Here is a 25756-nt window from a genome sequence, read left to right as displayed (position 1 = left end):
GTAGCCCTCTTATCCCCCATGCGGGGCAGTGACAAAGGGAAGGTGACCGGACTTGATCCAGAGCTTGGCGCCCTCTTCTCCTGCTGTGATGTTGAGGTCATAGCCGATGGGTACACGGAGCCAAGCGTGTTCGGGAAGGTCCTCTCCGTCTTCGATGATTGAGCCTTCCAGCACGAAGATCTCTGCTCCGCCGTCAGCCTCAACCGCATGGTTTGCACCTGCCTGCCAGTGCTCCATGCGCACGTTCTCGCGTTCATCCTGAAACAGAGGTGAGACGGCAACGCCTTCGCGCGTAGCATCGTTTACGCGGCCAAGTTTGTTGGTGTCCACGCGCACATGGGTGCGGTCTGCAAGGTCGAACTGCCAGAGTTTGACGAGGATGGTACAGCCGGGTTCAGAGGCTGGTGTGTGTTTGGATTCAGGTGGGTTGCGGATGTAGGAGCCAGCCGGGAAATCCCCGTGCTCATCCTGAAATACTCCCGCTAGCACAACAAACTCTTCTCCGCCTGTATGGACATGCTCAGAGAAGTGGCTGCCGGGTGCGAAGCGAACAACGGTGGTTGCTCGTGCAACTTCATCTCCCAAACGATCAAGCGGTCTACGCTCAACGCCTTTCATTGGGGACGCGACCCAAGGAATATCGTCGCTGAACTCAACCACTCGCTTTGAAAAATCACCGTTGATCTTCACTGAAGCCTCCATCACATGATGCTCTCAAGTTAAGCACTCTTGTCGCTCATTTACAGATGTTAGCGTGCTGTTAGGGATCACTTCATTGTTAAGCTGTTTGTTGCATTCAGTTCCCAGCAGTCCCTTGTTAGGCTTCCGGCGATTTTCTGATGCACTGCGCTGTGCAACTACGGGACGCCTGACCATGAGCCTGCTGGCAGATTTACTTTCTACCCTTTTCGATCGTCGTTATGTTTTTATGGGCAAGCGGGATGAGCGCCCCCTTACCGAGCTTTGCAATGCCTTGATGAGCAGTCAGGGAGACGTTTCCGGTGCTGCCATTGCTCACGAGATTCTGGATGGTTATGCCACCACAGACACTGAGGGAAAGCGGTCGTTTTTTGAGCATTTGAACCGCGAAATGGACATTGATCCAGATAAGCTGGAGACCGTTGTTTCCAGTTATAAAACAGAGCGGACGGAAGCCAATTACCGAAAGCTAGTAGAGGCTGCGGAGCCTAAGCGGCAGGAGTTGGCGCGGCGGCTCAATCAGGTTCCCGGTGCCACTCATCAACTGGTGCATATGCGCAAGGACTTGCTGGGTTTCATGAAGGAGCAGCCGAATCTGGCACGCACAGATCTGGATTTTCAGCACCTGTTCAACTCGTGGTTCAACCGTGGTTTTCTGGTACTGCGGCCTATCAGTTGGGATAGTCCGGCGCAGATACTGGAAAAGATCATCGCCTATGAGGCCGTGCATGCCATTGATAGTTGGGATGATTTGCGGCGGCGCTTGCAGCCTGAAGACCGGCGCTGTTTTGCGTTCTTCCATCCGTCTTTGCCAGATGAGCCGCTGATCTTTGTGGAAGTGGCGCTGACCAAAGGGGTTCCCTCCTCCATTCAAGGCGTGCTTGCAGAAGAGCGGGATATTGTGCCAGTTGATGACGTGGATACGGCGGTTTTCTATTCGATCTCCAACTGTCAGAGCGGACTTGCCGGTGTTTCCTTTGGTAACTCTCTGATCAAACAGGTGGTGCAGGATCTTTCGCGTGAACTCAGCCAGTTAAAGACGTTTGTGACGCTGTCTCCGCTCCCGACCTTCTGTAAGTGGGTTAAAGAGCAAGAGATTGAAATGCCGGAGACTGATGCAGCTTTGAAGGAACTGGCCGCCTATTACCTTCTTGAAGGCAAGCGGAAGAACGATATGCCGTTTGATCCGGTAGCACGGTTCCATCTTTATAACGGCGCACTGGTGCATGATGTGCATGTGGGGGCGGACACTTCCGAGAATGGCAAAAAGCAATCGGCAGGGGTGATGGTGAACTACCTGTATGACCTGCAAAAAATCTCGCAGAACCACGAAGTATTTGCGAATAAAAAGGAAATTGTGGCGTCCAAACGCGTACAGGCGCTCGCAAAGGCTGGTGTTGTGCAAACAGCGTCTCAGCCCAAGAGCGATGTTGCCTAGCCGACAATCTTTCTGAGTGCTTTGTTCAGCGGGGCAAGCCTGCGCGGCATGGGCAGGTAGACATCCTCAAATAGCTTCTTGTAGAGCTGGACCGTTTTCGGGTCCGGCTTAAACACTTCATGCTGCCGTGTCATGGCTTTCATGGCCTGCGTGAAGTCGGGATGAACTCCAGCACCCACACTTGCGGCAATGGCAGCGCCCAGACCTGCGGTCTCAAAGGTATGCGGGCGCTCAGTGGGCAGGCCGAAGATGTCTGCGGTGATCTGCATGATGGCGTCAGATTGAGAGCCGCCGCCGGAGACACGTAAGACTTTGATCTTCTCGCCGCTTTTGCGTTCGATCCGCTTCAGACCACGATGCAGTTCCAGCGTGATACCTTCAATGATAGCCCGGTAGATATGGCCTCTGGTATGGACATCTCCAAAGCCAATAATCGCGCCTTTCACTGGCGTAGAGCGTCCGTTATCGCGGCCCCATTTGGGCAATAGGGTCAGGCCATGGGAACCAGGAGGCGTGCTGTTGAGCAGGTCATCAAAGAACACTTCGACCGGGCTGCCAATCTCTTTGGCTTTTTCCTGCTCTGGGTGGCCGAACTCTTCCTTGAACCAATTGACCATCCAGTACCCCAGAATGACAGAGGTTTCTGGCGTGAACATACGCGGCATTCCGCCAGCATAGGCAGGCAGAGGGCGTTCCACCTCGAAGTATTTTCTGGAATGAATGGTCGCCGTTGCCCGTGTTCCGTAGCTCAGGCAGCCAACGCTGGCATCTACTGCGCCGCAGCCGACGGCTTCGCATGCTTTGTCAGCAGCTGCGGAGATGACCGGCAAACCTTCTGGCAGTCCAGTGTGCTGCGCGGCTTCTTCACTCACATATCCTATGGGATTTCCGGGCTCTATGAGCTCTGGTAGGTGGCTGCGTTTGAATGCGAAAAGCTTCCAGAGAAAGTGGTTATCACTCGCCCACTGCTGCTTTTTGTAGTCATAGGGAATGTAGCCAACCTGAGCGCCTGTTGAATCGCGAAAGAGGTCCGTTAGCTTGAAGTTGAGGTAGCCGGAAACTTGTAGGAACTTATAGGTCTTCTTCCAAATTCCGGGTTGGTTCACCGCGATCCAGTTGACTTCGCATTCGCTGCGTACACTCTTGATGGACCGGGACAAGCCTGCCACGCCGAAGATTGTTTTCCAAAGCAGTGGCAATGGTTTCTGCTGGTCCTCAATGCGTTCATCCATCCATGTGATGGCAGGGCGCAAAGGGATGCCTCTTTCATCAACTGAGATTTGGGTGCCGCGTTGTGTGGTGACACTCATGGCTTTGACGGCAGCTGGGTCAGCTCCTCGGTCCCATAACTCACGGCAACAGCGACCCAGCAGCTCCCAGAGGATAAGCGGGTCAATCTCTGACCAACCGGGGTTGTCGCTTCGATAATCCGTGATCGGCTTTTGCACCTTGGACAGGAGCGTCCCGTCTGGAGAGAACAGCAAGGCCCGGATGCTTTGACTGCCGCAGTCGATGGCGAGAAGTGTTTCCGTCATCCAGCAGTCACCTCATGCATCATTTCCTGCTCTTGCGATGTACATGTTGACGGCAAGCTGTAGTGATCTCGCCAAATCTTCCGATATCGCGACCACTCATCCTGCCATTTGTCCATGGACCACCCCAATTTATCTCTCAGCCGTGTTTCCAGCTCACCAGCTAATGCTGCCCCGCCTTCTTCCAACACTAAGCCAATTCGCGTGCGGCGCAAAAGGAGATCGTCCAAATGCACGACTTCTTCATGCATGACTGCCCACTCAAGCTCTGCCCAAATACGATTTGTACCGCTGATGAAGGAAAGGCCATTGGGAGACATTGCTGCAATAAGTGTTGGAAGATCAGCGCCATAGTAACCCTGAAGCCGTTTGAGTTCTGCTTCTGGCAGGTCCCTACTGGCTTTGTCGTCAAGGGTGCTTTGCTGGGGTTCGAACACATAGTCTCCAGCACGCGCCGTGTTCTTCCCTTCCAGATAGGTCGCACAGGTTTCCAGCACTTGCTCTGCCATCACGCGGAAGGTGGTGAGCTTTCCGCCTGTGACAGTGATGGTGCCATCATCATCCCACACCACATGGTCGCGTTTGGCTTTTGACGGATGTAATTCTTTGGGATCGACGCCCTCATTGCCTACGATTGGCCGGACGCCAGACCATGTTGAAATGACGTCTTTCTCAGTAAGCTTTGTGCCGGGGAAGTTATGGTTGGCACCAGCTAGAAGATACGCCACCTCCTCCGGCTTGATCGCAGCTTCCTGATCCAGATCCTCCGAGTGATCCAGATCGGTCGTTCCAATCACCGTGCGGCCCTGCCATGGGTAAATGAAGACGCCGCGTTTGTCCTGCGGGTGCAGGTAGGTCAGACATTGATGGACTGGCATGCGCCAGGACGGGACGACTATGTGGCTGCCCCGTAAAGGGCGAATGCGTTTGGTCTGGCCTAGCTGCTCACGCAGGTCATCCGCCCAGACCCCGGTCGCGTTGATGACTGTTTTGGTTGAGATTGCAAAGACTTCGCTGGTTTCCTGATCTTGCACCTCAAGGAGTTTTGATCCTGCCCCGTCACTATGGATCATCTTCACAGCAGCATAGTTGAGCGTGGTTGCGTCGCTTCGACTGGCGTCAGCAAGGACGCGCAGGACAAGGCGACTGTCATCTGTGAGGGCATCAGTATATTGCGCTGAGCCCAGCAAACCATGTTCATTGAGCCCCGGCAAAGCAGCGATGGTCTGGTCGCGGTCCAAATATTTGTGGTCGCGTTTTCTGGCGAAGTATCCATAGATGTTGAGGAGGACAGAGAAGGCGCGACGGGTTGGGAATTGCTTTTCACGGAACGGAAAAAGGTAGCTCATGGGTTCAATGAGGCCGGGAGCTTCCTTCATCAGTCTTTCGCGCTCACGCACAGATTCCCGTGCCAGCCGGAACTCGCCCTGAGACAGGTAACGTAAGCCACCATGCACCATCTTGGAGGAACGGCTGGACGTGCCCCATGCATAATCCTGCTTTTCCAGCAGCAAAACATCGAGGCCAGCTCGCGCTGCCATCAACGCAACACCAGCTCCGGTGATGCCACCACCAACAACAACCATGTCCCAAGGCTTACTGCGCTGTTTTATGAGCGACAGTTTTTCGTGCCTGCTGAGTTGCCCTGTATTTGCCATTGCACCCTCCTCCAATATTGAGAGTTATGCGGGTTCTGTGTTGCCTACGGTTTCCTCGGAGATCAAAACGCCGGGGTTCATGCGCTGGTCAGGATCGAAATTGTGGCTCAGTGCTTTTAAGGCACTCATGCCCAGCGCGCCTTTTTCTGCAGGCAAGTACGGTGCGTGGTCACGCCCTACACCATGCTGGTGGCTGATGGTACCGCCATGGGCAACCACGGTTTCAGACGCGACTTTCTTGATGATTTTCCAGCGTTCCAGCGTCTCTTGGTAGGTGCTGGCAACGGGGAACAGATAGGTGGTGTATGCGCTGGAGCCCTGCGGGTAGACGTGAGACAGATGCGTGAACGCAAACACTGGAATACCTTGCTCCTTCAATGCTTTGGTGACGTTCTGTTCAACCACGTTGATGTAGGGGCGCAGGGCCGACCAATCCATCGCCGTCTCAAAAGTATCGACGCCCACACCATGTTCCCATAATGGGTGGCGCAGGTATGGTCCTTTGAAGCGGCCTTCCTTCCATTTGTCGCCCAGCATCTTGGAGAGAACGCGCTTGGCGCCGTGTTGCTTCAGATAGGTGTTCGCAAGTTTCTGGTTTACCGAGACTTGCTTCTTTGATCCTGTCAGCCCGAAGGTGAGCATGCATTTTTGATCTGTCAGGCCCTTGAGCTTGAAGAGCATGTTGAGCTTGGAGAGCTTCTTCTCCGGCACGGCCAGTTTCAGGCTGACATCGGTTTCTGTTGCATTGCTCAGGCGCATCATGGAGAGCGGAATGCGGCCCTGCGTGATGGCCTGCACTGCTGCAACACCGCTTTCCCAATCCGGCATGAAGACCGTGTAGAACTGCTCCGCCTCAGCCAATGGCGTGACGCGCAGTTTCACTTCAGTCAGAATGCCAAGTGTGCCTTCTGAGCCGAGCACCATTTCCCGCAGATCAGGGCCAGCAGATGATGCGGGGAGACTTGGAATTTCCAATGTGCCCTTTGGCGTTTCCAGCGTACCACCGGCAAAGAGCTGCTCAATGCGGCCATACCGCAGAGATTGCTGGCCAGAGGAACGTGTGACGACCCAACCGCCTGCGGTGGAAAGCTCAAAGCTTTGCGGGAAGTGGCCGAGCGTGTAACCGATGGCTGCCAGTTGAGCTTCAAGATCCGGCCCGCGCACGCCAGCTCCGAAAGTCGCGATCTGACTTTCCTTGTCGAAGTCCAGCAGGCGATTCATACGCGTGAGTGCGATGGTGATCTGTGGTTTCTCGCCAGCAGGACATGCCAGATGGCCGACAACGGACGTGCCTCCGCCATACGGGACGAGGATGACATCTTGCTGCGCTGCCCAGTCCATAAGCTCACGGATTTGCTGGGAGGTTTCCGGGAAAGCGACTGCATCGGGGATGTTTTCAAACATGCCACTGCGCATTTGCAGCCAATCCGAAAAGCTCTGCCCAGATGCATGCCTGATGCGCGTTGAGGGCGTTTTATCCAGTAAGGGATGGTCTGGTGCGCGAGACGCCGGAACACGCTCAATGGCGCTTTGCAAGGTGGCGTCAGATAGCGGATGAGTCTTGCCTAAAAGCTCTGCGATCAAGGCCTTAGCAAAATCGGCCAGCTCCGCCTGGTGCGTATCATCGCCCCAACCGTTCCATCTTCTCATCTTCGTCGCTCCCCCACACGTATAAACTGTGCTGCGTGACGCATGCTACACAGAGTTTACGCATAGGGAAACTATGCAAGTGGATTATTTTGAGTGATGGCCAAAATACACCGCGTTACACGATAATTTTCTGGCTCATCTGTTTGCCGACCCCAAAAACGCGCTTGTAGCGTTCAATTTCTTCTCGTGATCCCATAGCTTTATTGGGATTGTCGGAGAGCTTGACCGTTGGTTTGCCGTTTGCAGAAATGGCTTTGCAGACCAGTGAGAACGGCGCCAAGGCATCATCTGGCACCAACCCGCGGAAGTCGTTGGTGAGCATGGTTCCCCAACCAAAACTACACCGGACACGGCCATGGAACTTGCGCTGGAGGTGGGCAATCATGTCTTCGTCCAACCCATCAGAGAAGATGACGCGCTTTTGTGTTGGATCTTCACCGCAGGCTTTCCACCATTTGATTGCTGCTTCTGCGCCTTTGACTGGGTCACCGCTGTCGATGCGGATGCCTGTCCAGGAGGACAGCCATCCCGGAGCACGTTTCAGGAAGCCTTCGGTCCCAAACGTGTCGGGCAAGATAATGCGCAGGTTGCCGTCGTGCTCTTCCTGCCACTCATTCAGCACCTGATACGGGGCGTCGGCAAGTTCATCATCACTTTCTGCCAGAGCGGAATAGACCATTGGCAATTCGTGCGCGTTGGTGCCGATTGCTTCTACTTCGCGGCGCATGGCGATCAGGCAGTTGGATGTGCCGACAAACTTCTTGCCGAGGCCTTCCATCATGGCCTGCACGCACCAGTCCTGCCACAAATAGGAGTGGCGGCGGCGGGTGCCGAAATCTGCCAGTGAGAGGTCTTCAACCTTGCGCAGGCATTCGACTTTTTCCCAGAGTTTGGTCATGGCGCGGGCATACAGGACCTGCAGCTCAAACCGGCCCATGTTTTTGAGCACCGCGCGGGAGCGCAGTTCCATCAGCACAGCGAGAGCCGGGACTTCCCAGAGCATCACGGCAGGCCAGTCGCCTTCAAAGGTGAGCTCGTACTGGTCGTCTTTGACTTCCAGATGATAGGGCGGCAGGCGCAGGTTTTCAAACCACTCCAGAAACTCGGCGCGGAACATGGACCGCTTGCCGTAGAACATGTTACCGCGCAGCCATGTGCTTTCCCCGCGAGACAGGGAGAGCGTGCGGATGTGGTCCAGCTGGTCGCGGAGTTCCTTTTCATCAATGAGCTTTGCCAGCGGAATGTGCTGCGCTCTGTTGATGAGGCTGAAAGTGACCTGCGTGTTCGGCTTTTTCAGAAAGACCGACTGCGCCATGAGCAACTTGTAGAAGTCGGTGTCGATCAGGGAACGAACAATCGGGTCGATTTTCCAATTGTGGTTATAAACGCGGGAGGCAATATCAATCATTGTGCAACCATCTCGCCAGAGAATTTGACGCCGTGGCTTTGCATCTCATTCAAAGCCTCTTTCAGGGATCCGTTCAGGTCAATCGCTCTGCAGGCATCCAGATGTACAATCACGTTGAACCCCAGCTTTGCTGCATCCACGGCTGAGAACCGGACGCAGAAATCCGTGGCCAGACCAACCATGTGCAGTGTATCGACACCGCGCTCGCGCAGGTAAGCTGACAGGCCGGTTGGGGTGGTGTGGTCGTTCTCGAAGAACGCGGAGTAGCTGTCGATGTGCGGACGGAAGCCTTTGCGCAAAACAAGGTCGGCGCTGTCGGTCTTCAGGTCTTTGTGAAACGCTGCGCCGTTTGTGCCCTGCACGCAATGGTTTGGCCAGAGGACCTGAGGACCATAAGGCATATCGGTCATATCATAATGCTGCTTGGCGTCGTGATTGTCCGCAAAGGATTTATGATGCTGCGGGTGCCAGTCTTGCGTCAACACTTTGACGGCAAACTCGTTTTGCAGCTCATTGACCAAGGGGACGATCTGCTCACCGTGCTTTACAGCCAGAGCTCCGCCCGAACAGAAATCGTTCTGAATATCAATCAGAATCAGAGCTTCGTTTGTCGGTCGTGTCATGGTTGCTTCCTGTTCGCGATGAGTAGTCCTGGATGAGTAGTCCTGTATGAGTTTCGCAGAGCAAAATGCGAGGACGTTTAGATACACCGAAGTGGCCAGCGCGAAATATTGCGATAATCTCCGCCAAACTCAAGCAAAATATGCGGGATTAATCCGCAACCAGAGGTAAAATCTATAATTTAGGCAATGTGTGTCTTGGGCGCCTTACTCCAAGGCCATCTTTGTGCACAAGTCACTGCGAACACAGCGTCCGGTTACTGCTTCCAGAAGGCAAACTGAAAGCCAACAACGAGCTGACGCAACCCGATTGCTGCTCCGGCGATGATAGAGAGCATGACAACAGGTGCGCTGACTGCGAGTGTTGAGAAGGCTGATATGCCCTGCCCGATGGTACAGCCCAGAGCAATCACGCCGCCAGTGCCCATCAGAAAACCACCAAGGATCTGGCGTCTGAGTTCGCGTGGGTCGTCACAGGCTTCCCATCTGAAATGGCCTTTGATGAGTGAGCCAAGGAATGCTCCGCTGAGGACCCCGAAGACTGAGCCCACGGCGAAAGACAGACCACCCCCAGATGCGGTCATGAGATACATGAGGGTATCGCCCACCGGGACTGTGAAGGAGTGACTGGCCACTGCAACTTCTTCAAAGCTTTCTTCAAAGAGATAGCTGGTTGCAACCCAGCCGAGGAGGATCGCAAGAGCAACAGTCAATGAAGCGATAATGGCCTTTGGACTTTGGCGGAACTCTTTGTTGCTGACAGCGAAAAGGCCAATGGCTCCGGCAATGACCAGGGCAATTGTCAGTTCGGAAAGCTCCAGCCGTTGGGCAAGAGCGTGCGCGATGCCTGTTGAGCTTGCCTCTGAGAGTTCGGTCGGGAACAGGAACACACGCAAGTAAGCTGTTGGGCCACCCACGGCCATAGCCGCTGAAATGGCGATCACCAGAGAGAGCACGAAGTACCGCATATCTCCGCCGCCCAAGCGTGCCAAAGCGCCAAAACCGCAGGAGCCAGCCATGGCCATGCCATAGCCAAACATCAGGCCGCCGACGATGCAGGCGAGCGGGTTCCAGCTTTGGGTGAGATAGATGGTTTGGTCCAGCGCAATCAGACCAAGATCCGCCAGCAAAAACGTTGATGCAATGGAGATGGCAATGGCGAAGGCCCACATGCGCATGCGCAGCCATTCTTTGCCATAAAGGGCGTCTTCAATTGCGCCAAGTGTGCAGAAGCGGCCAAGACGTGCAGCAAGGCCAAGCAAAACACCACCCGCAAGGCCTGCGAGTGCCGCCAGAATATCCTCGGACATTTGATCCCTCCCAAGACCAAAACGCCGGAGCTTAAATATTACTTATCGCTGTTTTCTTCGGTGCAGAACAACTCGAAAATCAGGTCCAGGACCCGAGCTGCGCGTTCATCCTTCAGGCTGTAATAGACTGCCTTGCCGTCCCTTCGGCAATTTACCAGACCATCCAGGCGCAAACGTGCAAGTTGCTGACTGACCGCAGACTGACGAGACGACAGAAGCTGCTCCAGCTCTGTTACAGACTTTTCGCCCGTAACGAGATGACACAGGATCATCAATCGGCCTTCGTGTGTCAATGCTTTCAGGAAATCAGTTGCATCTTTGGCATGGCCGACCATGCGCTCGATGTCTTCTTCTTTCATCCCACGTTCAATCATGGGTATAGCCATTAAACCAAATCCTGCAGACCAGTCGGAACGGAATGGCAAGGTCAGCTAAAGTTGAATAAATTAAAGCTGACCTTGCAGCACACCTTTGAAGTGGTGGCATACGCTGAATGCAATCATTTTTCAACCATTGCACGGCGATTACCTTTTAGAAGTCCAGCAAATCCGAGATTTCCTCTAGGCCACTTTGGGCACATTCCTCATCAACTTTTGGAGAGGGCGCACCGGAGACACCAATTCCGCCAACAATAGCACCTGCAGATTCGACTGGGAGGCCACCACCCAGTGCCACAGCACCCGGGATGTCACGCAGACCTGCCGACAGATTGCCTGCCTTGATCTCCTGCTGAATTTCCAGTGTAGATCCGCGGAAACTGACAGCCGTCCATGCTTTTCCGCGTGCTGTGTCGACTGTATGAACGCCAGCATAACGATCCCGAATTGCCGCTTGTGTCTGGCCGAAGCGGTCAACGACAACAGCAGAGATCTGATAGCCGCCTTCACGGCAGGCTTCCATGGTGGCGACGGCAAGCTTCATGGCGATTTCCGGCTTCAATGACTTGAAGCTGACAAAGGCGGATTCATCTTCGGCCTGCGCAATGCTGAAGCCTGCGGACATTGCGAGCAATGCCGCCCCTGTGATGAATGATTTCATGGAGTTCTCCCAACTGAATTATGCCCCGGACTGGCCGGGAAAGATGAATTTCTTTTCAATATTGTTATTGAGCAGACTGAAGCATCTGGTTCAGGGCGGGGTAGAAGAAGTCTTCTCCCGGGTAACCTTCAATCCGCTGGACTTCGGCGCCGTCAATTAAAAGGATGAAGGTTGGCGTAAACCGCGCCTTTCCTTTCAGGGTCACGTCTTTGGGAATCGGATCATCAATATCCATCCGCATCAAAGGGGCTTTTTGCCCCTCCTCTGTTTTGCCGTAGGCGCCACCAATATCCTCTTCCCAGCGTTCACACCAAGGACAGATTTCGTCCTCGACCATGAGCAATTTCATGGTCGAACCAGCCGCTTGAGCGCTGCTGAAAAGAAGGGCGAAAATGACAAATGAGATCCAACCAAAATTGCTCATGATATCCACGATTGACATTTTAAAATCTATGATATCTAAATATTCTAATAATAGAATGTGTTTTTAGCAAGTGCCCATATGTATCCAGATCTAACTATCATTGCGGCGGGGAGCGCGGGGTTACTCTCGTTCCTATCGCCTTGTATTTTACCAATTGTGCCGTTCTACCTTTGCTACATTGCAGGTATTGGAATGAACGAGCTTTCCGGTGACGGGGTGACCCCTGCCATCCAGCGACGTGTTGTTTTTACGTCGTTTTTCTTTGCTGCCGGCATTCTGACAATCTTTGTCGGCCTTGGTGCAACGGCAACGGTCTTCGGCCAGTTGCTGCGAGACTGGTTTGATGTGCTGCGCTACATGGCTGCTGCTGTCATCTTCATTCTCGGCCTGCATTTTGTCGGCATCATCCGGCTCAACCTGCTGCTGAGAGAAGCCCGGCTCGACAGCTCTTCGGCTCCGGCTGGAATCATTGGCGCTTACTTTGTGGGACTGGCTTTTGCCTTTGGCTGGACGCCCTGTGTTGGTCCGGTTCTGGCAACTATTTTGTTCACGGCTGGCGCCAGTGATGATGTTTCTCAGGGCATGTTGCTGCTGTTTGCGTATGGGGTTGGCATGACGCTGCCGTTCATTCTGGCGGCTGTTTTCTCAAAGCCATTCCTGAGTTTCATGGGCCGTTTTCGAAAGTACCTTGGTGCCATCGAAAAGGGCATGGGCGTGCTTTTGATTATTTTTGCGGTGTTGATTGGGACGAACACCGTTTCCTGGATTGCAGAGCAAATGATTGAGTATGCGCCAGGGTTAACATCTTTAAGCTGAGGCGTTTCCGCGTCCTGAAACCATAGAGGGGTTCTTGGGAGCGGTGCGTTATGGGAGGGATCGATGCTTAAAAAATTAATGCTTGCTGCAGCGATGATTTTCGCCAGCATGACACTGAGCTTTGCTGAGGTTGGAGAGGACGGTCTCCACAAACAGCCATGGCTTCGCCTTACCTTCAAAGACCTTAGAGAGGACCTTGCCGCTGCCAATGAAGAAGGCAAACGCATGGTCATTCTCTTTGAGCAACGCGGCTGCATTTACTGTTCGCGCTTGCATAAGAATGTCTTCAGCGATCCGGAGGTTCGCAAATTCATTGAAGACAACTACTTCGTGGTTCAGATGAACCTGTTTGGCGATGAAGAGGTGACGGACTTCGACGGGGAAGTTCAAACCGAGAAGAACATCGCACGTCGCTGGGGCGTTGTGTTCACGCCCACCTTCCTGTTCCTGCCTGAAGAGGTTGGGACTGGCAAAACAGCAGGGACTGCCTCTGTGCAGACCATGCCTGGTTCATTTGGAAAATGGACCACCCTCAACATGCTCCGCTGGGTCAAACAGAAGGGCTATGAGGGCGAAGAACATTTTCAAAAATTTCATGCACGTGAATTTTTGAAACAAAAAGCAGCCTCAGAATAGCGTTTTCACTCAACTACTTAGACTAAGGTCGATATATTAACATATTCAATTATGTGAATTTTAAGTTGAGTGTTTCTACGTATCTGAGTAGCATAAAAATATTGAATCGCTGTAATTGGGAGGGAGCAATGAAGGCGATTGCCAAAACTATAGCGGCTGCAACGCTGCTAATTTCAGGAAGTGCCGTTGCCGGAGTTGTTGCTCCAGGTGACGTTCAATTTGTCGAGGCAGCAGTGCCGGTGTCTTTGACCGGTGCAGTTGGTGACCCAGCCAAAGGACGGGAATGGTTCGCCAATCGGAAACTGGGAAACTGCCTTGCCTGTCACGCGAATGATGATCTTGCTGAAGAGCAATTCCACGGAGAGATAGGTCCGTACCTTGAGGGTATCGGAGACACCTATACCGAAGCGGAATTGCGGGCGATTGTTGTCAACTCGAAGGAAGTCTTCGGGGAAGCGACCATTATGCCTGCCTTCTACAAGAGCGAAGGTTTGAACCGCGTGGCAAAGAAGTTTGCGGGAAAGACCATTCTTTCAGCAGAACAAGTTGAAGACATCGTCGCTTATCTGGCGACTTTGAAAGAATAGGCGCGTTTGCCTTGAGCGTGCTGCGTTGCTGACCGGTTACGCATCACGCTCAGAATTATTGCTTAAGCGTATTTTCCCAAAGAGTGCTCAGCGCCTGTTGGGGAGATACGCTCCAAGGAGGATTTTTAATGACTGTTACCAGACGTGAAGCGCTTGGTTTGGCAGTGGGAGGCGCAGCCGCTCTGACGACACTGCGTTTTACCGCGCCGGCGTTTGCAGCAGGCAATGCTGTTGAAGATGCAATTGTGGAGTTCACTGGCGGCACAAAGCCGGGAAGCGGTGACATTACCATTGGTGCGCCAGAGATTGCTGAAAACGGAAATACTGTTCCGATTGAAGTGTCTGCGCCGGGTGCAGCCTCCATCATGCTGCTTGCAGCAGGCAACCCGAGCCCGGGTGTTGCGACATTCCATTTCAGCGCTCTTTCCGGTGCTCAGGAAGCCAAGACCCGTATTCGCCTTGCGAAAACGCAGGACATTGTCGCCATTGCAAAGATGCCGGACGGGTCCGCCATCATGACAAAGCGTAGTGTCAAGGTCACCATCGGTGGCTGTGGCGGTTAATCAGAAAAGGCATTGAGAAACACATGGCAAAGGTAAAACCACGCGTCAAAGTGCCTAAGAAGGCAAGCGTAAACGAGGTCGTGACCATCAAGACACTGATCTCGCATCCGATGGAATCTGGTCAGCGCAAGGACAAGAAAACCGGCGAAACCATTCCACGCAAGATCATCAATAAGTTTGCTGCCAGCTTCAATGGCGAGCCCGTGTTCATGGCAGATATTGAACCTTCTGTTTCTGCGAACCCTTACATCGAGTTTCAGATGCGGATTCCAGAGTCTGGAGCGGTTCGGTTTGAATGGACGGATGATGACGGCTCGGTCTACGACATGGAAAAGAAAATCACGGTCGCCTAGGCAGCCATTCTTTGGGAGGAGAAGGGTATGAAAAGGACGGTTTCAATACTCGCTGGGGGGCTTCTTTTCGGCACACTTAGCACTGCTGCGCTTGCTGATGACGGACGCGAACTTGTCATCGATGGCGAAACAATTGCAACCACTGCTGTTCCGGCGGATGACCATCCACTGGACGAGCTGATTTCAGGTTGGCGTTTTCGCTCTGCTGAAACTCAGGCACTGCAAATGGATGATTTCGAGAATCCAGCGTTTGTCGCCATTGAGTATGCAGAGGAAATTTGGGAAACGCCCGCCGGAAAATCCAATCAATCCTGCGCGGATTGTCATGGAGATGCGGATAACTTTACCGGTTTGCGAACCAAGTTGCCGCGCTGGAATGACGAGATGGGCAAGCCAGCCACCATGGAAATGCTGATCAATGCGTCTATCGAGACACATCAGGGAGCAGAGCCGTGGAAGTGGGAGAGCGCCGAGATGCTGGCCATGACGGCTCTGATCGGTTTGCAATCCCGTGGCATGCCAGTCGCTATAAAGACCGACGGACCAATTGCAGACTGGGTCAAGAAGGGTGAAGAGCTTTACTACACCCGTGTTGGCCTGCTGAATATGGCCTGTGCCAACTGCCATGAAGACAATTACGGCAACATGATCCGTGCTGACCATTTGAGTCAGGGTCAGATCAACGGGTTCCCGGTGTATCGTCTGAAATGGGGTGGGCTTGGGTCCATTCACCGCCGGTTTAAAGGCTGCATGGATCAGGTGCGAGCTGAGCCTTACAAGCGCGGAAGTGATGAGTTCATTGCTCTGGAAGCTTATGTAACATCTCGCGGGATGGGACTTTCAGTCGAGACCCCATCTGTTCGTAACTAGGCGCATTCCACTTGATTGAGAAATCAAGTGATAAGAATTCGCTCATGCTAAATAGTGATTTTGGAGGTTGCTCTTATGCAGCAACCTCCTGATCTAAAACAATTTTCGAAATTCTAATAACCTACGGAGGGTGCGGAGATGATCTCGCGCCGTGATTTCTTGCAAGCTGGTGTCGCTGCAGCCGCTATTTTTGGGGCTGGGAATTTTCCAGTGCTGGCTGCACGCCAGTCCCTGACACAGAACCAACTTCTAGACTCCAAAACCACCGGCAACGTGACCATCATCCACTTTACGGATTGTCATGCTCAGGTGAAGCCGGTCTGGTTCCGTGAGCCCTCCGTGAATATTGGTGTGGGTGCCCAAAAGGGATTGCTGCCACACATCACCGGTCAGGATTTACTGAGCGCGTTCAACTATCAGACCGGAACGCCGGAAGCCTATGCCCTCACCTCTGAGGATTTTGTCTCGCTGGCCCGCAGTTACGGTAAGATGGGCGGGCTGGACCGGGTGTCGACCATTGTGAAGTCGATTAGGGCAGAACGTCCTGATGCGCTGTTCCTTGATGGCGGTGATACGTGGCACGGGTCCATGACTGCGCTGCGCACTGAAGGTCAGGATATGGTCAACCTGATGAACGCGCTCAAGCCGGATGCCATGACCTCCCACTGGGAGTTCACCTACGGTATTGACCGCGTCAACGAGATCGTTGAGGAGCTGCCCTTCCCGTTTTTGGGAGCCAACATCTTTGACAATGAGTGGGACGAACCGGCGTTTGAACCCTACAAGATTTTCGAGCGCGGCGGGGCCAAGATTGCTGTGATCGGTCAGGCCTTCCCCTATATGCCAATCGCCAATCCGGGCTGGATGTTCCCGAACCTTTCCTTCGGCATTCGTGAAGCTCGGATTCAGGAGATGGTTGCGGAAGTGAAGCAGGAAGGCGCTGATGTTGTTGTGCTGCTCAGCCACAACGGCTTTGATGTGGACCGCAAGGTTGCGCAGCAGGTTTCCGGCATTGACGTGATCCTGAGCGGCCATACCCATGATGCGGTGCCGGAGCCGGTGAAGGTTGGCGAGACCATGATCATCGCGTCTGGTTCTAACGGTAAGTTTGTGTCCCGTCTGGATCTGGACGTGGACAAGAACGGCATCAAAGACTTCACCTACAAGCTGATCCCAGTCTTTTCTGATGTGATCGCACCAGACCCTGAGATGGCGGCTCTGATTGATCAAGAACGCGCGCCGTTCAAGGAGGAGCTGGAAGAAGTCATCGGCACCACAGACAGCCTGCTTTATCGCCGTGGCAACTTCAACGGCACGTGGGATGACCTTATCTGTCAGGCGCTGATTGAGGAGCGGGAAGCGGACATTGCGCTGTCTCCGGGCTTCCGCTGGGGCCCCTCCCTGCTGCCAGGTGACAACATCACCCGCGAAGACATCCACAACGCTACCAGCATGACTTACCCAAATGCTTACCGCTCCGAGATGACTGGTCAGTATCTGCATGAGATTCTAGAGGATGTGGCCGACAACCTGTTCAACCCGGACCCTTACTACCAGCAGGGTGGTGACATGGTGCGCGTGGGCGGCATGGGTTACTCCATCGACGTTTCCAAACCGGTGGGTGAGCGCGTTTCCAACATGACGCTGCTGAAGAGCGGCGAGACCATTGATCCTGCCAGGACCTACGTGGTTTCGGGCTGGGCCTCTGTTGGTGAGGACACCGAAGGGCCTGAGATCTGGCAGGTGGTTGAAGATTACATCAGCCGCAAAGGCACCATCACAATGGACCCCAATTCTACCGTTCGCGTCACAGGCGTGTGAGGCGAACCCTTACGGATTTTGAGATGACGAGTAATTGACATGAGTGAAAGACTAAAGTCACCTACCCGCCGAAACCTCCTGAAAGGCGGGGCCTTGCTGAGTGGCGCTGCCTTGACTGGCGCTGTGCTTCCGGCAAAGGCGAATGACCCGGCCATCACCAATCTGCAGCCGTGGATGCAGGAGCTGGGAGACGGTGTTGATGCCATGCCTTATGGCGTGCCCTCGCAATATGAAGCGCATGTGAAACGGCGCACTGTGGAATGGCTGACGGCTGACCGCGTGAGTTCGATCAACTTTACCCCACTACATGAGCTTGACGGAATCATCACGCCGAACGGCCTGTGCTTTGAACGCCACCATGGTGGGGCTGCTCATATTGACCCTGCCCAGCATCGTTTGATGATCAACGGTCTGGTGGACAAAGAGCTTGTGTTCACCATGGAAGACATCCTGCGCTTCCCACGGGAGAACCGAATCTACTTTCTGGAATGTGCAGCTAACTCCGGCATGGAGTGGCGCGGGGCGCAGCTCAACGGCTGTCAGTTCACCCATGGCATGATCCATAACGTGATGTACACCGGCGTTCCACTGCGGTTGCTGCTGGAAGAAGCTGGCCTGAAGACCAACGCCAAGTGGTTGATGCCGGAAGGTGCTGACGCCTCTGCCATGACCCGCTCCATTCCTTTGCAAAAGGCTCTGGATGACTGCCTTGTTGCCTTTAAGATGAACGGTGAAGCGCTGCGTCCCGAACAAGGCTATCCGCTGCGACTGGTGGTTCCGGGCTGGGAAGGCAATATGTGGATCAAGTGGCTGCGCCGCATCGAGGTAGGCGACGAGCCGTGGCACCACAGGGAAGAGACCTCCAAATACACCGACCTGATGGAAAACGGGAAGGCGCGACGGTTTACATGGGAAATGGACTGTAAGTCCATCATCACCAATCCAAGCCCTCAGGCCCCTATTTTGCACAAGAGCGGTCATACGGTCCTGACTGGTCTGGCATGGTCTGGTCGCGGCACCATTCCGCGCGTGGACATCACGTTGGACGGCGGCAAGAACTGGCATGCTGCCCGAATGGATGGCCTGAGCTTCGACAAGTCCATGCACCGCTTCTATTTCGAGTTTGACTGGGATGGAAAGCCGCTGCTGCTGCAATCGCGTGCGCATGATTCCACGGGCTATATCCAGCCAACGAAAAACGAGCTTCGCGCTGTTCGCGGCGAAAACTCCATCTACCACAACAACGGAATCCACACCTGGTACGTTGGCGAAAATGGTGAGGCGGAAAATGTTGAAATTTCTTAGTGTTCTTGCGACTGGAACGCTGCTGCTCACCAGCGCGGCGACAGCCGGTTCTTTCAATATTGGCCGTGCAGCCACCCCTGCTGAAGTGGCCGCATGGAATATTGACGTACGCCCTGATGGCCAGGGATTGCCTGCCGGGCGCGGAAACGTGGAGCAAGGCGAAGAGATTTTTGCCGAACGCTGTGCCGTGTGCCACGGAGACTTCGCAGAGGGTGTTGATCGCTGGCCGGTTCTTTCCGGCGGAGACGGCACGCTGACATCCGATCGCCCCGTTAAGACCATCGGCTCTTACTGGCCGTATCTCTCAACCGTGTTTGACTATGTGAACCGTGCCATGCCGTTTGGCGAGGCTCAGTCTTTGAAGCCAGATGAAGTCTACGCCATCACGGCCTTCCTGCTTTACGCCAACGATCTTGTTGAGGATGACTTTGAGCTGAGTCAGGAGAACTTCACCTCCGTTCGCCTGCCAAACGAAGACGGTTTTTACATGGATGATCGCGAAGAGTCGCCTGTCTTCAAGAAGCGCGAAGTCTGCATGAAAGACTGCAAAGCGGACGTGAAGATCACTGCACGGGCTCAGGTTCTAGATGTGACACCGGAAGAGACGAAAGCAGCTGAGGAAGCAGCAGCTGCGACTGAAGCCCCAAAGGCTGAAGAAGTTGCTTCTGCAGAACCAGCAGTTGTTGCAGAGCCGGCTCCGGAACCCGTTGCTCTTGATGATGCACTCATCAAGAAGGGCGCCAAGGTTTTCAAAAAGTGTAAGGCCTGCCATCAGGTTGGCGAAAAAGCCAAGAACAAGGTTGGCCCGATCCTAAACGATATCATCGGTCAGCAGGCCGCTGTGGTTTCCGGCTTCAAATACTCCAAGGCCTTGAAAAAGCTCAATGGCGACGGCCTTGTCTGGTCTGACGAAAATCTGGATGTTTTCCTGACCAAGCCGAAAAAGTTTGTGAAGGGCACCAAAATGACATTCGCTGGTTTGAAGAAGGAAAAAGACCGCGTTGCGCTCATCGAATTCCTGAAGAGCCACTCCCAATGAGAGCACTGATACCTGCCCTCGTCCTCACACTTGGCTTTCTGTCAGGGGCAACTTCGGTTGCCTCTGCTCAGGATATTGCGCGCGGCGAACGCCTGTTTAATGCTTGTTTGCGATGCCACGATGTTGGCAAGGATGCCAAGAACCGCATAGGCCCTCACCTGAATGGCGTGTTTGACCGGAAGGCTGCAACGATTGAAGGCGCGACATATTCAAAGGCCATGAAGCGTGCTGGCGCTGATGGCCTGCGCTGGACAATCGACACGCTGAACATCTACATTCAAAACCCTAAGAACCTCGTCTCCGGTACACGCATGAACTACCGGGGAATGAGAAAGGAAAAGGATCGCTCTGATCTGCTCGCTTATCTACGCCAGTTTTCCGTGAGCCCTGCCAACATTCCAGAGGCTTCTGCCAGCCTTTTGCAGCAGGATGCTCCAAGTCTTCACGAAGAAACTTATCTGGATGGAGATGCTGAGTATGGCGAATACCTTTCTGGCGAATGTACCAGTTGCCATCAATCCAGTGGAGCGGACAAAGGGATCCCTTCCATCACGGGCTGGTCGCAACCAGACTTTGTGATTGCGCTGCGGGCCTACAAAAAGGGACATAGACCTCATCCCGTCATGCAGATGATCGCCAAACGGCTCTCGGAGGAGGAGATTGCTGCGCTGGCAGCTTATTTTAAAGAATTGCATTAGAGCCGGGCCTCTTTGACTGGCTTTGCTCAAATAATTGTTTTCACGCGTATTCCTATCAAAACCGGAGATACCTCCGGGCATACGCTTTAGGGGAGGAATTGACATATGAGACTGAACCGACGTCGTTTTTTAGGGACTGCAGCTGCAAGCGCGGCGCTCTTGTCCTCTCCTATCGCCCTTGGGCAAAAGCGGCCCCGTGTGGTCATCATTGGCGGCGGTGCTGGCGGGGCGACGGCTGCCCGCTACATTGCCAAGGATTCTGATGGTGCGATTGAGGTGATCCTCATTGAACCCTCCCGTACTTACTACACCTGCTTCTTCTCCAACCTGGCCATTGGCGGTTTCCAGCCCATGTCCAAGCTAGCACACTCCTACGGCACGTTGGCCAGCGAGTATGGTGTAACCGTCGTGCATGACTGGGCCTCTGCTGTGGACCGCGAGAAAAAGGTGGTTCGGCTCGCAGGCGGCGATGCCATCTCCTATGATCGCCTTGTCCTGTCTCCGGGTATCGACTTTGTAAAAGGAGCGATTGAAGGCTGGGATGTAACTGGCCAAACCAAGATGCCTCACGCCTATAAAGCTGGCACACAGACCCAACTGCTGAAGGCGCAGGTTGAGGCTATGCCGGAAGGTGGCACCTTTGCCATGGTCGCTCCGCCCAACCCGTACCGCTGTCCTCCCGGCCCCTATGAGCGCGTCTCCATGGTTGCTCATGTGCTGAAACAGCGAAACCCGACTGCCAAGATCCTCATTCTTGATCCAAAGGAGAAGTTCTCCAAGCAAGGCTTGTTCATGGAAGGCTGGGAGAACCACTACACAGGTATGGTGGATTGGCTGACCGACGAGTTTACCGGAGGTGTTCAGCGTGTTGACCCGAACACCATGGAAATTGTGTTGGAAGACGAGACCATCAAAGCGGATGTTTGCAACGTGATCCCGGCGATGCAGGCTGGTCGCATCGCACATCAGGCAGGCCTGACCAACGAGGCGGGTTGGTGCCCGATCGTTCCGGCAACACTGCAAAGCCAGATGGATGAAAACATTCATGTGCTTGGTGATGCGACCCAGAACGGCGACATGCCAAAGTCCGGCTATTCTGCCAACAGCCAGGCCAAAGCTGCGGCCATGGCGATCCGTCATGCCCTCACCGGCTCCCGCGCCTTCAAACCACGGTTCTCCAACACCTGCTGGTCGCTGATCTCACCAGACAACGGCGTGAAGGTTGGCGCAAGCTATGTGGCCACGGATGAGAAGATCGCCAAAGTGGATGGCTTCATCTCCCAAAACAACGAGGACGACGCCCTGCGCAAGCAAACCTTTGAGGAAAGCCTCGGCTGGTACGCTGGCATGACTGCGGACATGTTTGGGTAATGGGGATTGAGTTGCGGAGTGCACAGCGGGTTTGAGGTGATGCTGAAAGGACTGCTGAGCACCTTGTTAATGGCGGCCGAACTGGGCTGAAGTGAGTTGAACACCTGCTTATGTGTTGGACGCTTGATGTGACCGATTTCTCAGAGCTGCGGGCACGTGTCGATTGGCTTGTGAGAGGTGAAGATTCACGGAGCGGCATGGTTCTCTTGCTGGGTGTGGAAGGATAGCCACAGCAGTTATCTCGAACACGTATCAGGAAGGTGCCACGCTATCACCGTACATGTGAGGAGCTCACAAGCTGGCAGGGTAGAGTTGTGCTGTTGTTAAATGACTGCACTTGGCACTCAATGAGCTCAAATCACTTACCCCCGGCATGCATTCCAGAGCATTTCACCGACCTCATCTGAGATAGGGGGATAGATCAATTCTATCCCCTTTTCGTGGCATCAGTGTAGAGCAGATGCTTGCGGGAGTTATCCTACAGAACACGGTCTATCGTTGACGTGTTGCCAGAGCTACTTTCGTGAGCTGTATAAACATAGCAACGCAGTCCCAACGCTAATAACGCAAACGAACGCACATAGGAGCGCAATGCCGTCACCGCCAGCCGCAATTCTGGTGGTCAGCGCCGTTTTATGCGTGCAGACATCCGCCGTCTGTCATTTGCGTTAGTCGCACAGGAGTTTGGCTTCACCATCAAAGAGATTTCAGATCAACTCGGGACACTTCCCCCAGGCCGCGCGCCAAACAAAGCTGATCTTGGAGGAAGCGGTATCAGGAAACCTTTGACCTCCTCACATTGGTAGCTTGCATTGATCATGCGCGTAGTCGGTTCAAGATTTTTAAGCAGCGTATTTGCCGTATTTTGGTGCAACATCGGTCAACGCAGCGGCGGTTTCCACCTGAGCGTGCGGACGAAGAACACCTGGTCGCGAATATGATTAAGCTGACGCATCAGTATGACTAACATCGGACAACTGCCTTATTGAGAGACACTGACTGGCTGATCAACAACAAGAAGCTGTTCTATACAATGTCATTTAATAGAACAAAAAAAGTTACTTACACCATAAACCCCCTCTCTCTTCACTGGCAGCTCATCGCTTTTAATCAGTAGCTTCCTAGCCGAATACCTTGCACTGCGTCTCAACTATGCAACCGTGGTAGTTTCTGTATTTCAAGAGAAACACTCTCTTTAAAGCCCTGCAATGTTTGATGGATCAGCTTGACAGAACGGTTGCAAAATTATACTTGAATGTATTACTCATATTTAATACACACCTCCTGATTGTATTGAGAATAGTGGTCTCCATTGTTTAAACCTGCGATAATTATGCCTGCCATTGCGGCGAGTACATTCCATCAAGCGTGTCTGGTGGTCATGGTGCCGTTGCTGCAAGACGCCTTTGATCTGACACTCAGTATGATTGGGGTTGTTGTAGGAACAGGCTTGATGGCAACAGCGATCAGCCTGCCAGCTTGGGGACGGGTAGAAGCATATATCGGAGCTCTCGGTGCCTTGAGGATCATATTGAGTTTCGCGGTATTAAGCGTGTCTGCAATTGCAATCAGCTTTTTGCTAGTCAGTTATGCTTTAATCTCCCCTCTTCTCGGATTAGCTGTCCTCATTACGGCACGAGTTGCTTATAGCATTACAGTTCCAGCTCTCCTTCCGCTTACTCAAGCCATACTCGCAAGAAATACGCAAAACTCTTCCAAGCTTCTGGCTCCTATAGGTCGTTTGAGTTCTATGACAGGTCTTGGACGACTTGCAGGAAATGCAGCTGTAGCTCCGCTCTTGCTTCTTGGAGGAGCCGCTCCGCTTGTTGCTCCAATTCCAGTCTATGCGGTTTGCTTATTTTTCGCATTCAAGCAGTCATCACCGGCAACGATAAAACGCCCAAAGAGCCGCGAGCAAAAAGACCGTTTCACACTTCCCAAAACTGCACTTTTGATTGGATTTGCCCTGCAATTGTGTCTTGGTGCAACATATGTGTTGCTGGGCCCGCTCATAAAAGACAGCATGCAGCTGGACTCAACTGAGGCAACCACTTTTGCAAGTTATTGTCTTACCGCTGCTGTTCTAAGCGGATTGGTTGCTCAATTGGGGCTCTTACAAATCTTTCGCAAACATACAAGCATTGTGCAAATCACCAGCGCAATGAGCTTTACGGCAGGCCTCAGTCTGCTTTGCGTAGCGCATACGCTGCCTTTTATCGCGATGAGTGCAACTATCATTGGCGCCTCAGCAGCGCTGCTCTCAGCGACTAATTCAGTATATTTGCTGAAACAATTGCCAGCTTCATTCAAAGCAAAAGGTTCGACCACTCTTTCCTGTGCTCAGTTTGCCGGATTAGCCACAGGTTCCCTTCTTGGAGGCTTTGGTGGAGAGGCGAGTCTGACCCTAACTTTTTCATTTGCCGCCCTAATCGCACTTGTTTTTTGCGTGGGTGGCTCCGGGTTCGTGATCAGCCACAAGCCAGTTGCGCGACCTTTGCGTCCCTCTGATATTTAACAGAACACAAAGGAGCCTTGAGATGTCCCAGATCGTCAAGATGCCGAAGAACACGCAATCAGTTTATGACCTGATCGGACTAGGCATAGGGCCGTTTAATCTGAGTGTTGCCGCACTGGCACAGAGCTCATCACGTATTCGTGCAGCATTTTTTGACAGCAAGTCAGAATTCAGCTGGCATCAGGGATTGATGTTTTCGCGATCTGTTTTGCAAACGTCGTTCTTGAAAGACCTTGTCACAGCAGTACAACCGACCAGTGCATACTCGTTTATGGCGTTTCTGGTTGAGAAGAAGAGGTTCTATGACTTTTTAGCTGGCCGTTTCACCGGAGTAACCCGTGTGGAGTTTAATGAATATCTTGCATGGGCTGCTGGCAAGATGAACCATCTTCATTGGAACCACACTGCCCAGGAAGTCTCGGTGAAAGACAACCGGCTCTCTGTGGCGTTTGAAAACGGACGAGTTGAGCACACTCCCAATCTTGTTGTGGGTACAGGCATGAAGCCTTTTGTACCACAATGGGCGACCTCTTACTTGGGTGAAAATTGTTTTCACGCAAGCGGTTACCTCAACAAAGCACGGCAGACAAGAAGTAAGCGTATTGCAGTAATTGGCGGCGGACAAACCGGTGCGGAAATTGTTCTGGACCTTTTGACAAATACGCAAGCAGCTCCATTGGAGGTCCAGTGGATTAGCAATTTGCCCCGGTTCTCCCCCCTCGAAGAAGGTGGGTTTGTTGATCAGGTTTTCACACCTGCTTATGTTCAGAGCTACCAGACACTGCCCAAGCAAAGCCAGCGACAAGAATTGGTAAACCAGAAGCTCGCAAGTGATGGCCTAACCCCAAGCACAGTCGATGAGCTGTACGCAGAAATCTATCGCCGCAAGCATCTTTGCGCGGATCCTTGCACCATCACCTTGCTGCCGGGACGGGACGTAAAAGCCATGGAACAGCAGGGAACCGGCTATCGGCTGACCTCAAACTCTACAATCAGCGGTCAGACGGAAACGCAGCACGTGGATCAGGTCATACTAGCGACAGGGGCAAAACCAGCGCTTCCGGAGTTTATGACGCCGCTCTTACCGCGCCTTTCATTAGATGAAAATGGCCTGCCGGAACTGGATGCATCCTACCGATTGCAATGGGACGGACCAAGAAACCTACAGATTTTTGGGTTAAATCTCGGCCTTTCCTCTCACGGCATTGTGGATCCGCAAATGAGCCTCATGACGTGGAGGAGTGCAACCATATTAAATGCTGTTGTCGGAGAGCCTCTCTTCGATCTGGAAGACGACAGTGAATTAATCGATTGGCCAAGTGTGCCACGAGCGGAAATCTTAAATCAGGTCATACCAGCCTGAACCGCTGATTAAATCATTAATTGCTCTATTCATCAGGTTCGC

24 protein-coding genes and 1 pseudogene are annotated in these 25756 nt (G+C 53.3%); 15 read left to right on the top strand and 10 right to left on the bottom strand.

What is annotated here, in order from left to right:
• Positions 1-9 precede the first annotated feature (9 nt).
• Positions 10-690, bottom strand: coding sequence for a cupin domain-containing protein (locus PsAD46_RS07200; RefSeq protein WP_063287422.1), 681 nt, complete (start codon positions 688-690; stop codon positions 10-12).
• Between the two features lie 184 nt (positions 691-874).
• Between PsAD46_RS07200 and PsAD46_RS07195 the strand changes: the two genes are divergently transcribed.
• The gene (locus PsAD46_RS07195; RefSeq protein ID WP_063306491.1) at positions 875-2137 is read left to right on the top strand and encodes a malonyl-CoA decarboxylase; all 1263 of its coding nucleotides are present in this window, start codon (positions 875-877) and stop codon (positions 2135-2137) included.
• Here the strand turns inward: PsAD46_RS07195 and PsAD46_RS07190 are convergent.
• From PsAD46_RS07190 to PsAD46_RS07150, 9 genes are all read right to left on the bottom strand, one after another.
• Complete coding sequence (locus tag PsAD46_RS07190; protein WP_063306490.1) at positions 2134-3672, bottom strand: FGGY-family carbohydrate kinase; 1539 nt, start codon at positions 3670-3672, stop codon at positions 2134-2136. The genes PsAD46_RS07195 and PsAD46_RS07190 overlap by 4 nt on opposite strands.
• Positions 3669-5327 (bottom strand): glycerol-3-phosphate dehydrogenase/oxidase, encoded by a 1659-nt coding sequence (locus PsAD46_RS07185; RefSeq protein WP_063306489.1) that lies wholly within the window; start codon positions 5325-5327, stop codon positions 3669-3671. The genes PsAD46_RS07190 and PsAD46_RS07185 overlap by 4 nt, the downstream gene beginning before the upstream one ends.
• A 24-nt stretch (positions 5328-5351) precedes the next feature.
• Positions 5352-6977: an FAD-binding oxidoreductase gene (locus PsAD46_RS07180; RefSeq protein ID WP_063306488.1), complete on the bottom strand. Its 1626-nt coding sequence runs from the start codon at positions 6975-6977 to the stop codon at positions 5352-5354.
• A gap of 115 nt (positions 6978-7092) precedes the next feature.
• Entirely contained in the window at positions 7093-8385 is a 1293-nt protein-coding gene (pncB, locus tag PsAD46_RS07175; RefSeq protein ID WP_063306487.1) for a nicotinate phosphoribosyltransferase, read from the bottom strand.
• Positions 8382-9008 (bottom strand): bifunctional nicotinamidase/pyrazinamidase, encoded by a 627-nt coding sequence (pncA, locus tag PsAD46_RS07170; protein WP_063306486.1) that lies wholly within the window; start codon positions 9006-9008, stop codon positions 8382-8384. The genes pncB and pncA overlap by 4 nt, the downstream gene beginning before the upstream one ends.
• A gap of 254 nt (positions 9009-9262) precedes the next feature.
• Positions 9263-10315, bottom strand: a complete 1053-nt coding sequence (locus PsAD46_RS07165) for a YeeE/YedE family protein (RefSeq protein ID WP_063306485.1) — start codon at positions 10313-10315, stop codon at positions 9263-9265.
• Between the two features lie 38 nt (positions 10316-10353).
• Complete coding sequence (locus tag PsAD46_RS07160; protein WP_063287076.1) at positions 10354-10701, bottom strand: metalloregulator ArsR/SmtB family transcription factor; 348 nt, start codon at positions 10699-10701, stop codon at positions 10354-10356.
• Between the two features lie 145 nt (positions 10702-10846).
• Positions 10847-11353 (bottom strand): heme-binding protein, encoded by a 507-nt coding sequence (locus PsAD46_RS07155; RefSeq protein WP_057463820.1) that lies wholly within the window; start codon positions 11351-11353, stop codon positions 10847-10849.
• A 64-nt stretch (positions 11354-11417) separates the two neighbouring features.
• Positions 11418-11795 (bottom strand): thioredoxin family protein, encoded by a 378-nt coding sequence (locus PsAD46_RS07150; protein WP_244272111.1) that lies wholly within the window; start codon positions 11793-11795, stop codon positions 11418-11420.
• A 60-nt stretch (positions 11796-11855) separates the two neighbouring features.
• Here PsAD46_RS07150 and PsAD46_RS07145 point away from each other — a divergent pair, with 60 nt between their 5' ends.
• The 14 genes and pseudogenes from PsAD46_RS07145 to PsAD46_RS07080 all read left to right on the top strand — a co-directional run bounded on the left by PsAD46_RS07145 (position 11856) and on the right by PsAD46_RS07080 (position 25714).
• Positions 11856-12593 carry a cytochrome c biogenesis protein CcdA gene (locus PsAD46_RS07145; RefSeq protein ID WP_063287074.1) on the top strand — a complete coding sequence of 246 codons (738 nt, stop codon included), beginning with the start codon at positions 11856-11858 and terminating at the stop codon, positions 12591-12593.
• A gap of 63 nt (positions 12594-12656) precedes the next feature.
• Positions 12657-13229, top strand: a complete 573-nt coding sequence (locus PsAD46_RS07140; protein ID WP_063287073.1) for a thioredoxin family protein — start codon at positions 12657-12659, stop codon at positions 13227-13229.
• A 128-nt stretch (positions 13230-13357) separates the two neighbouring features.
• Positions 13358-13816, top strand: coding sequence for a sulfur oxidation c-type cytochrome SoxX (soxX, locus tag PsAD46_RS07135; protein WP_057463823.1), 459 nt, complete (start codon positions 13358-13360; stop codon positions 13814-13816).
• Positions 13817-13944: 128 nt separating this feature from the next.
• A complete protein-coding gene (gene soxY, locus PsAD46_RS07130) occupies positions 13945-14379 on the top strand; it encodes a thiosulfate oxidation carrier protein SoxY (RefSeq protein ID WP_063306484.1) in 435 nt (144 codons plus the stop codon).
• A gap of 23 nt (positions 14380-14402) precedes the next feature.
• The gene (gene soxZ, locus PsAD46_RS07125; protein WP_057463825.1) at positions 14403-14732 is read left to right on the top strand and encodes a thiosulfate oxidation carrier complex protein SoxZ; all 330 of its coding nucleotides are present in this window, start codon (positions 14403-14405) and stop codon (positions 14730-14732) included.
• Positions 14733-14759: 27 nt separating this feature from the next.
• Positions 14760-15602 (top strand): sulfur oxidation c-type cytochrome SoxA, encoded by an 843-nt coding sequence (soxA, locus tag PsAD46_RS07120; RefSeq protein ID WP_063306483.1) that lies wholly within the window; start codon positions 14760-14762, stop codon positions 15600-15602.
• A 138-nt stretch (positions 15603-15740) separates the two neighbouring features.
• Positions 15741-17423: a thiosulfohydrolase SoxB gene (gene soxB / locus PsAD46_RS07115; protein WP_063306482.1), complete on the top strand. Its 1683-nt coding sequence runs from the start codon at positions 15741-15743 to the stop codon at positions 17421-17423.
• A gap of 39 nt (positions 17424-17462) precedes the next feature.
• Positions 17463-18728 carry a sulfite dehydrogenase gene (soxC, locus tag PsAD46_RS07110; protein WP_084404361.1) on the top strand — a complete coding sequence of 422 codons (1266 nt, stop codon included), beginning with the start codon at positions 17463-17465 and terminating at the stop codon, positions 18726-18728.
• On the top strand, positions 18712-19767 hold the full coding sequence (locus PsAD46_RS07105; RefSeq protein WP_063306480.1) for a c-type cytochrome: 1056 nt from the start codon (positions 18712-18714) through the stop codon (positions 19765-19767). The genes soxC and PsAD46_RS07105 overlap by 17 nt, the downstream gene beginning before the upstream one ends.
• Positions 19764-20465 carry a c-type cytochrome gene (locus PsAD46_RS07100; RefSeq protein ID WP_063306479.1) on the top strand — a complete coding sequence of 234 codons (702 nt, stop codon included), beginning with the start codon at positions 19764-19766 and terminating at the stop codon, positions 20463-20465. The genes PsAD46_RS07105 and PsAD46_RS07100 overlap by 4 nt, the downstream gene beginning before the upstream one ends.
• A gap of 105 nt (positions 20466-20570) precedes the next feature.
• Entirely contained in the window at positions 20571-21836 is a 1266-nt protein-coding gene (locus tag PsAD46_RS07095) for an NAD(P)/FAD-dependent oxidoreductase (protein ID WP_063306478.1), read from the top strand.
• A 605-nt stretch (positions 21837-22441) separates the two neighbouring features.
• Positions 22442-22642 (top strand): annotated as a pseudogene (locus PsAD46_RS28720) (MerR family DNA-binding protein); the annotation flags it as partial.
• A gap of 527 nt (positions 22643-23169) precedes the next feature.
• Positions 23170-24351, top strand: coding sequence for an MFS transporter (locus tag PsAD46_RS07085; protein WP_063306477.1), 1182 nt, complete (start codon positions 23170-23172; stop codon positions 24349-24351).
• A gap of 22 nt (positions 24352-24373) precedes the next feature.
• On the top strand, positions 24374-25714 hold the full coding sequence (locus PsAD46_RS07080) for a SidA/IucD/PvdA family monooxygenase (RefSeq protein ID WP_063305131.1): 1341 nt from the start codon (positions 24374-24376) through the stop codon (positions 25712-25714).
• Positions 25715-25756: the final 42 nt, after the last annotated feature.

The organism is Pseudovibrio sp. Ad46, assembly GCF_001623065.1.
GTDB lineage: Bacteria > Pseudomonadota > Alphaproteobacteria > Rhizobiales > Stappiaceae > Pseudovibrio.
Note: the sequence above shows the minus strand (reverse complement) of the source record. Positions and strands in the feature narration are given on the sequence as shown.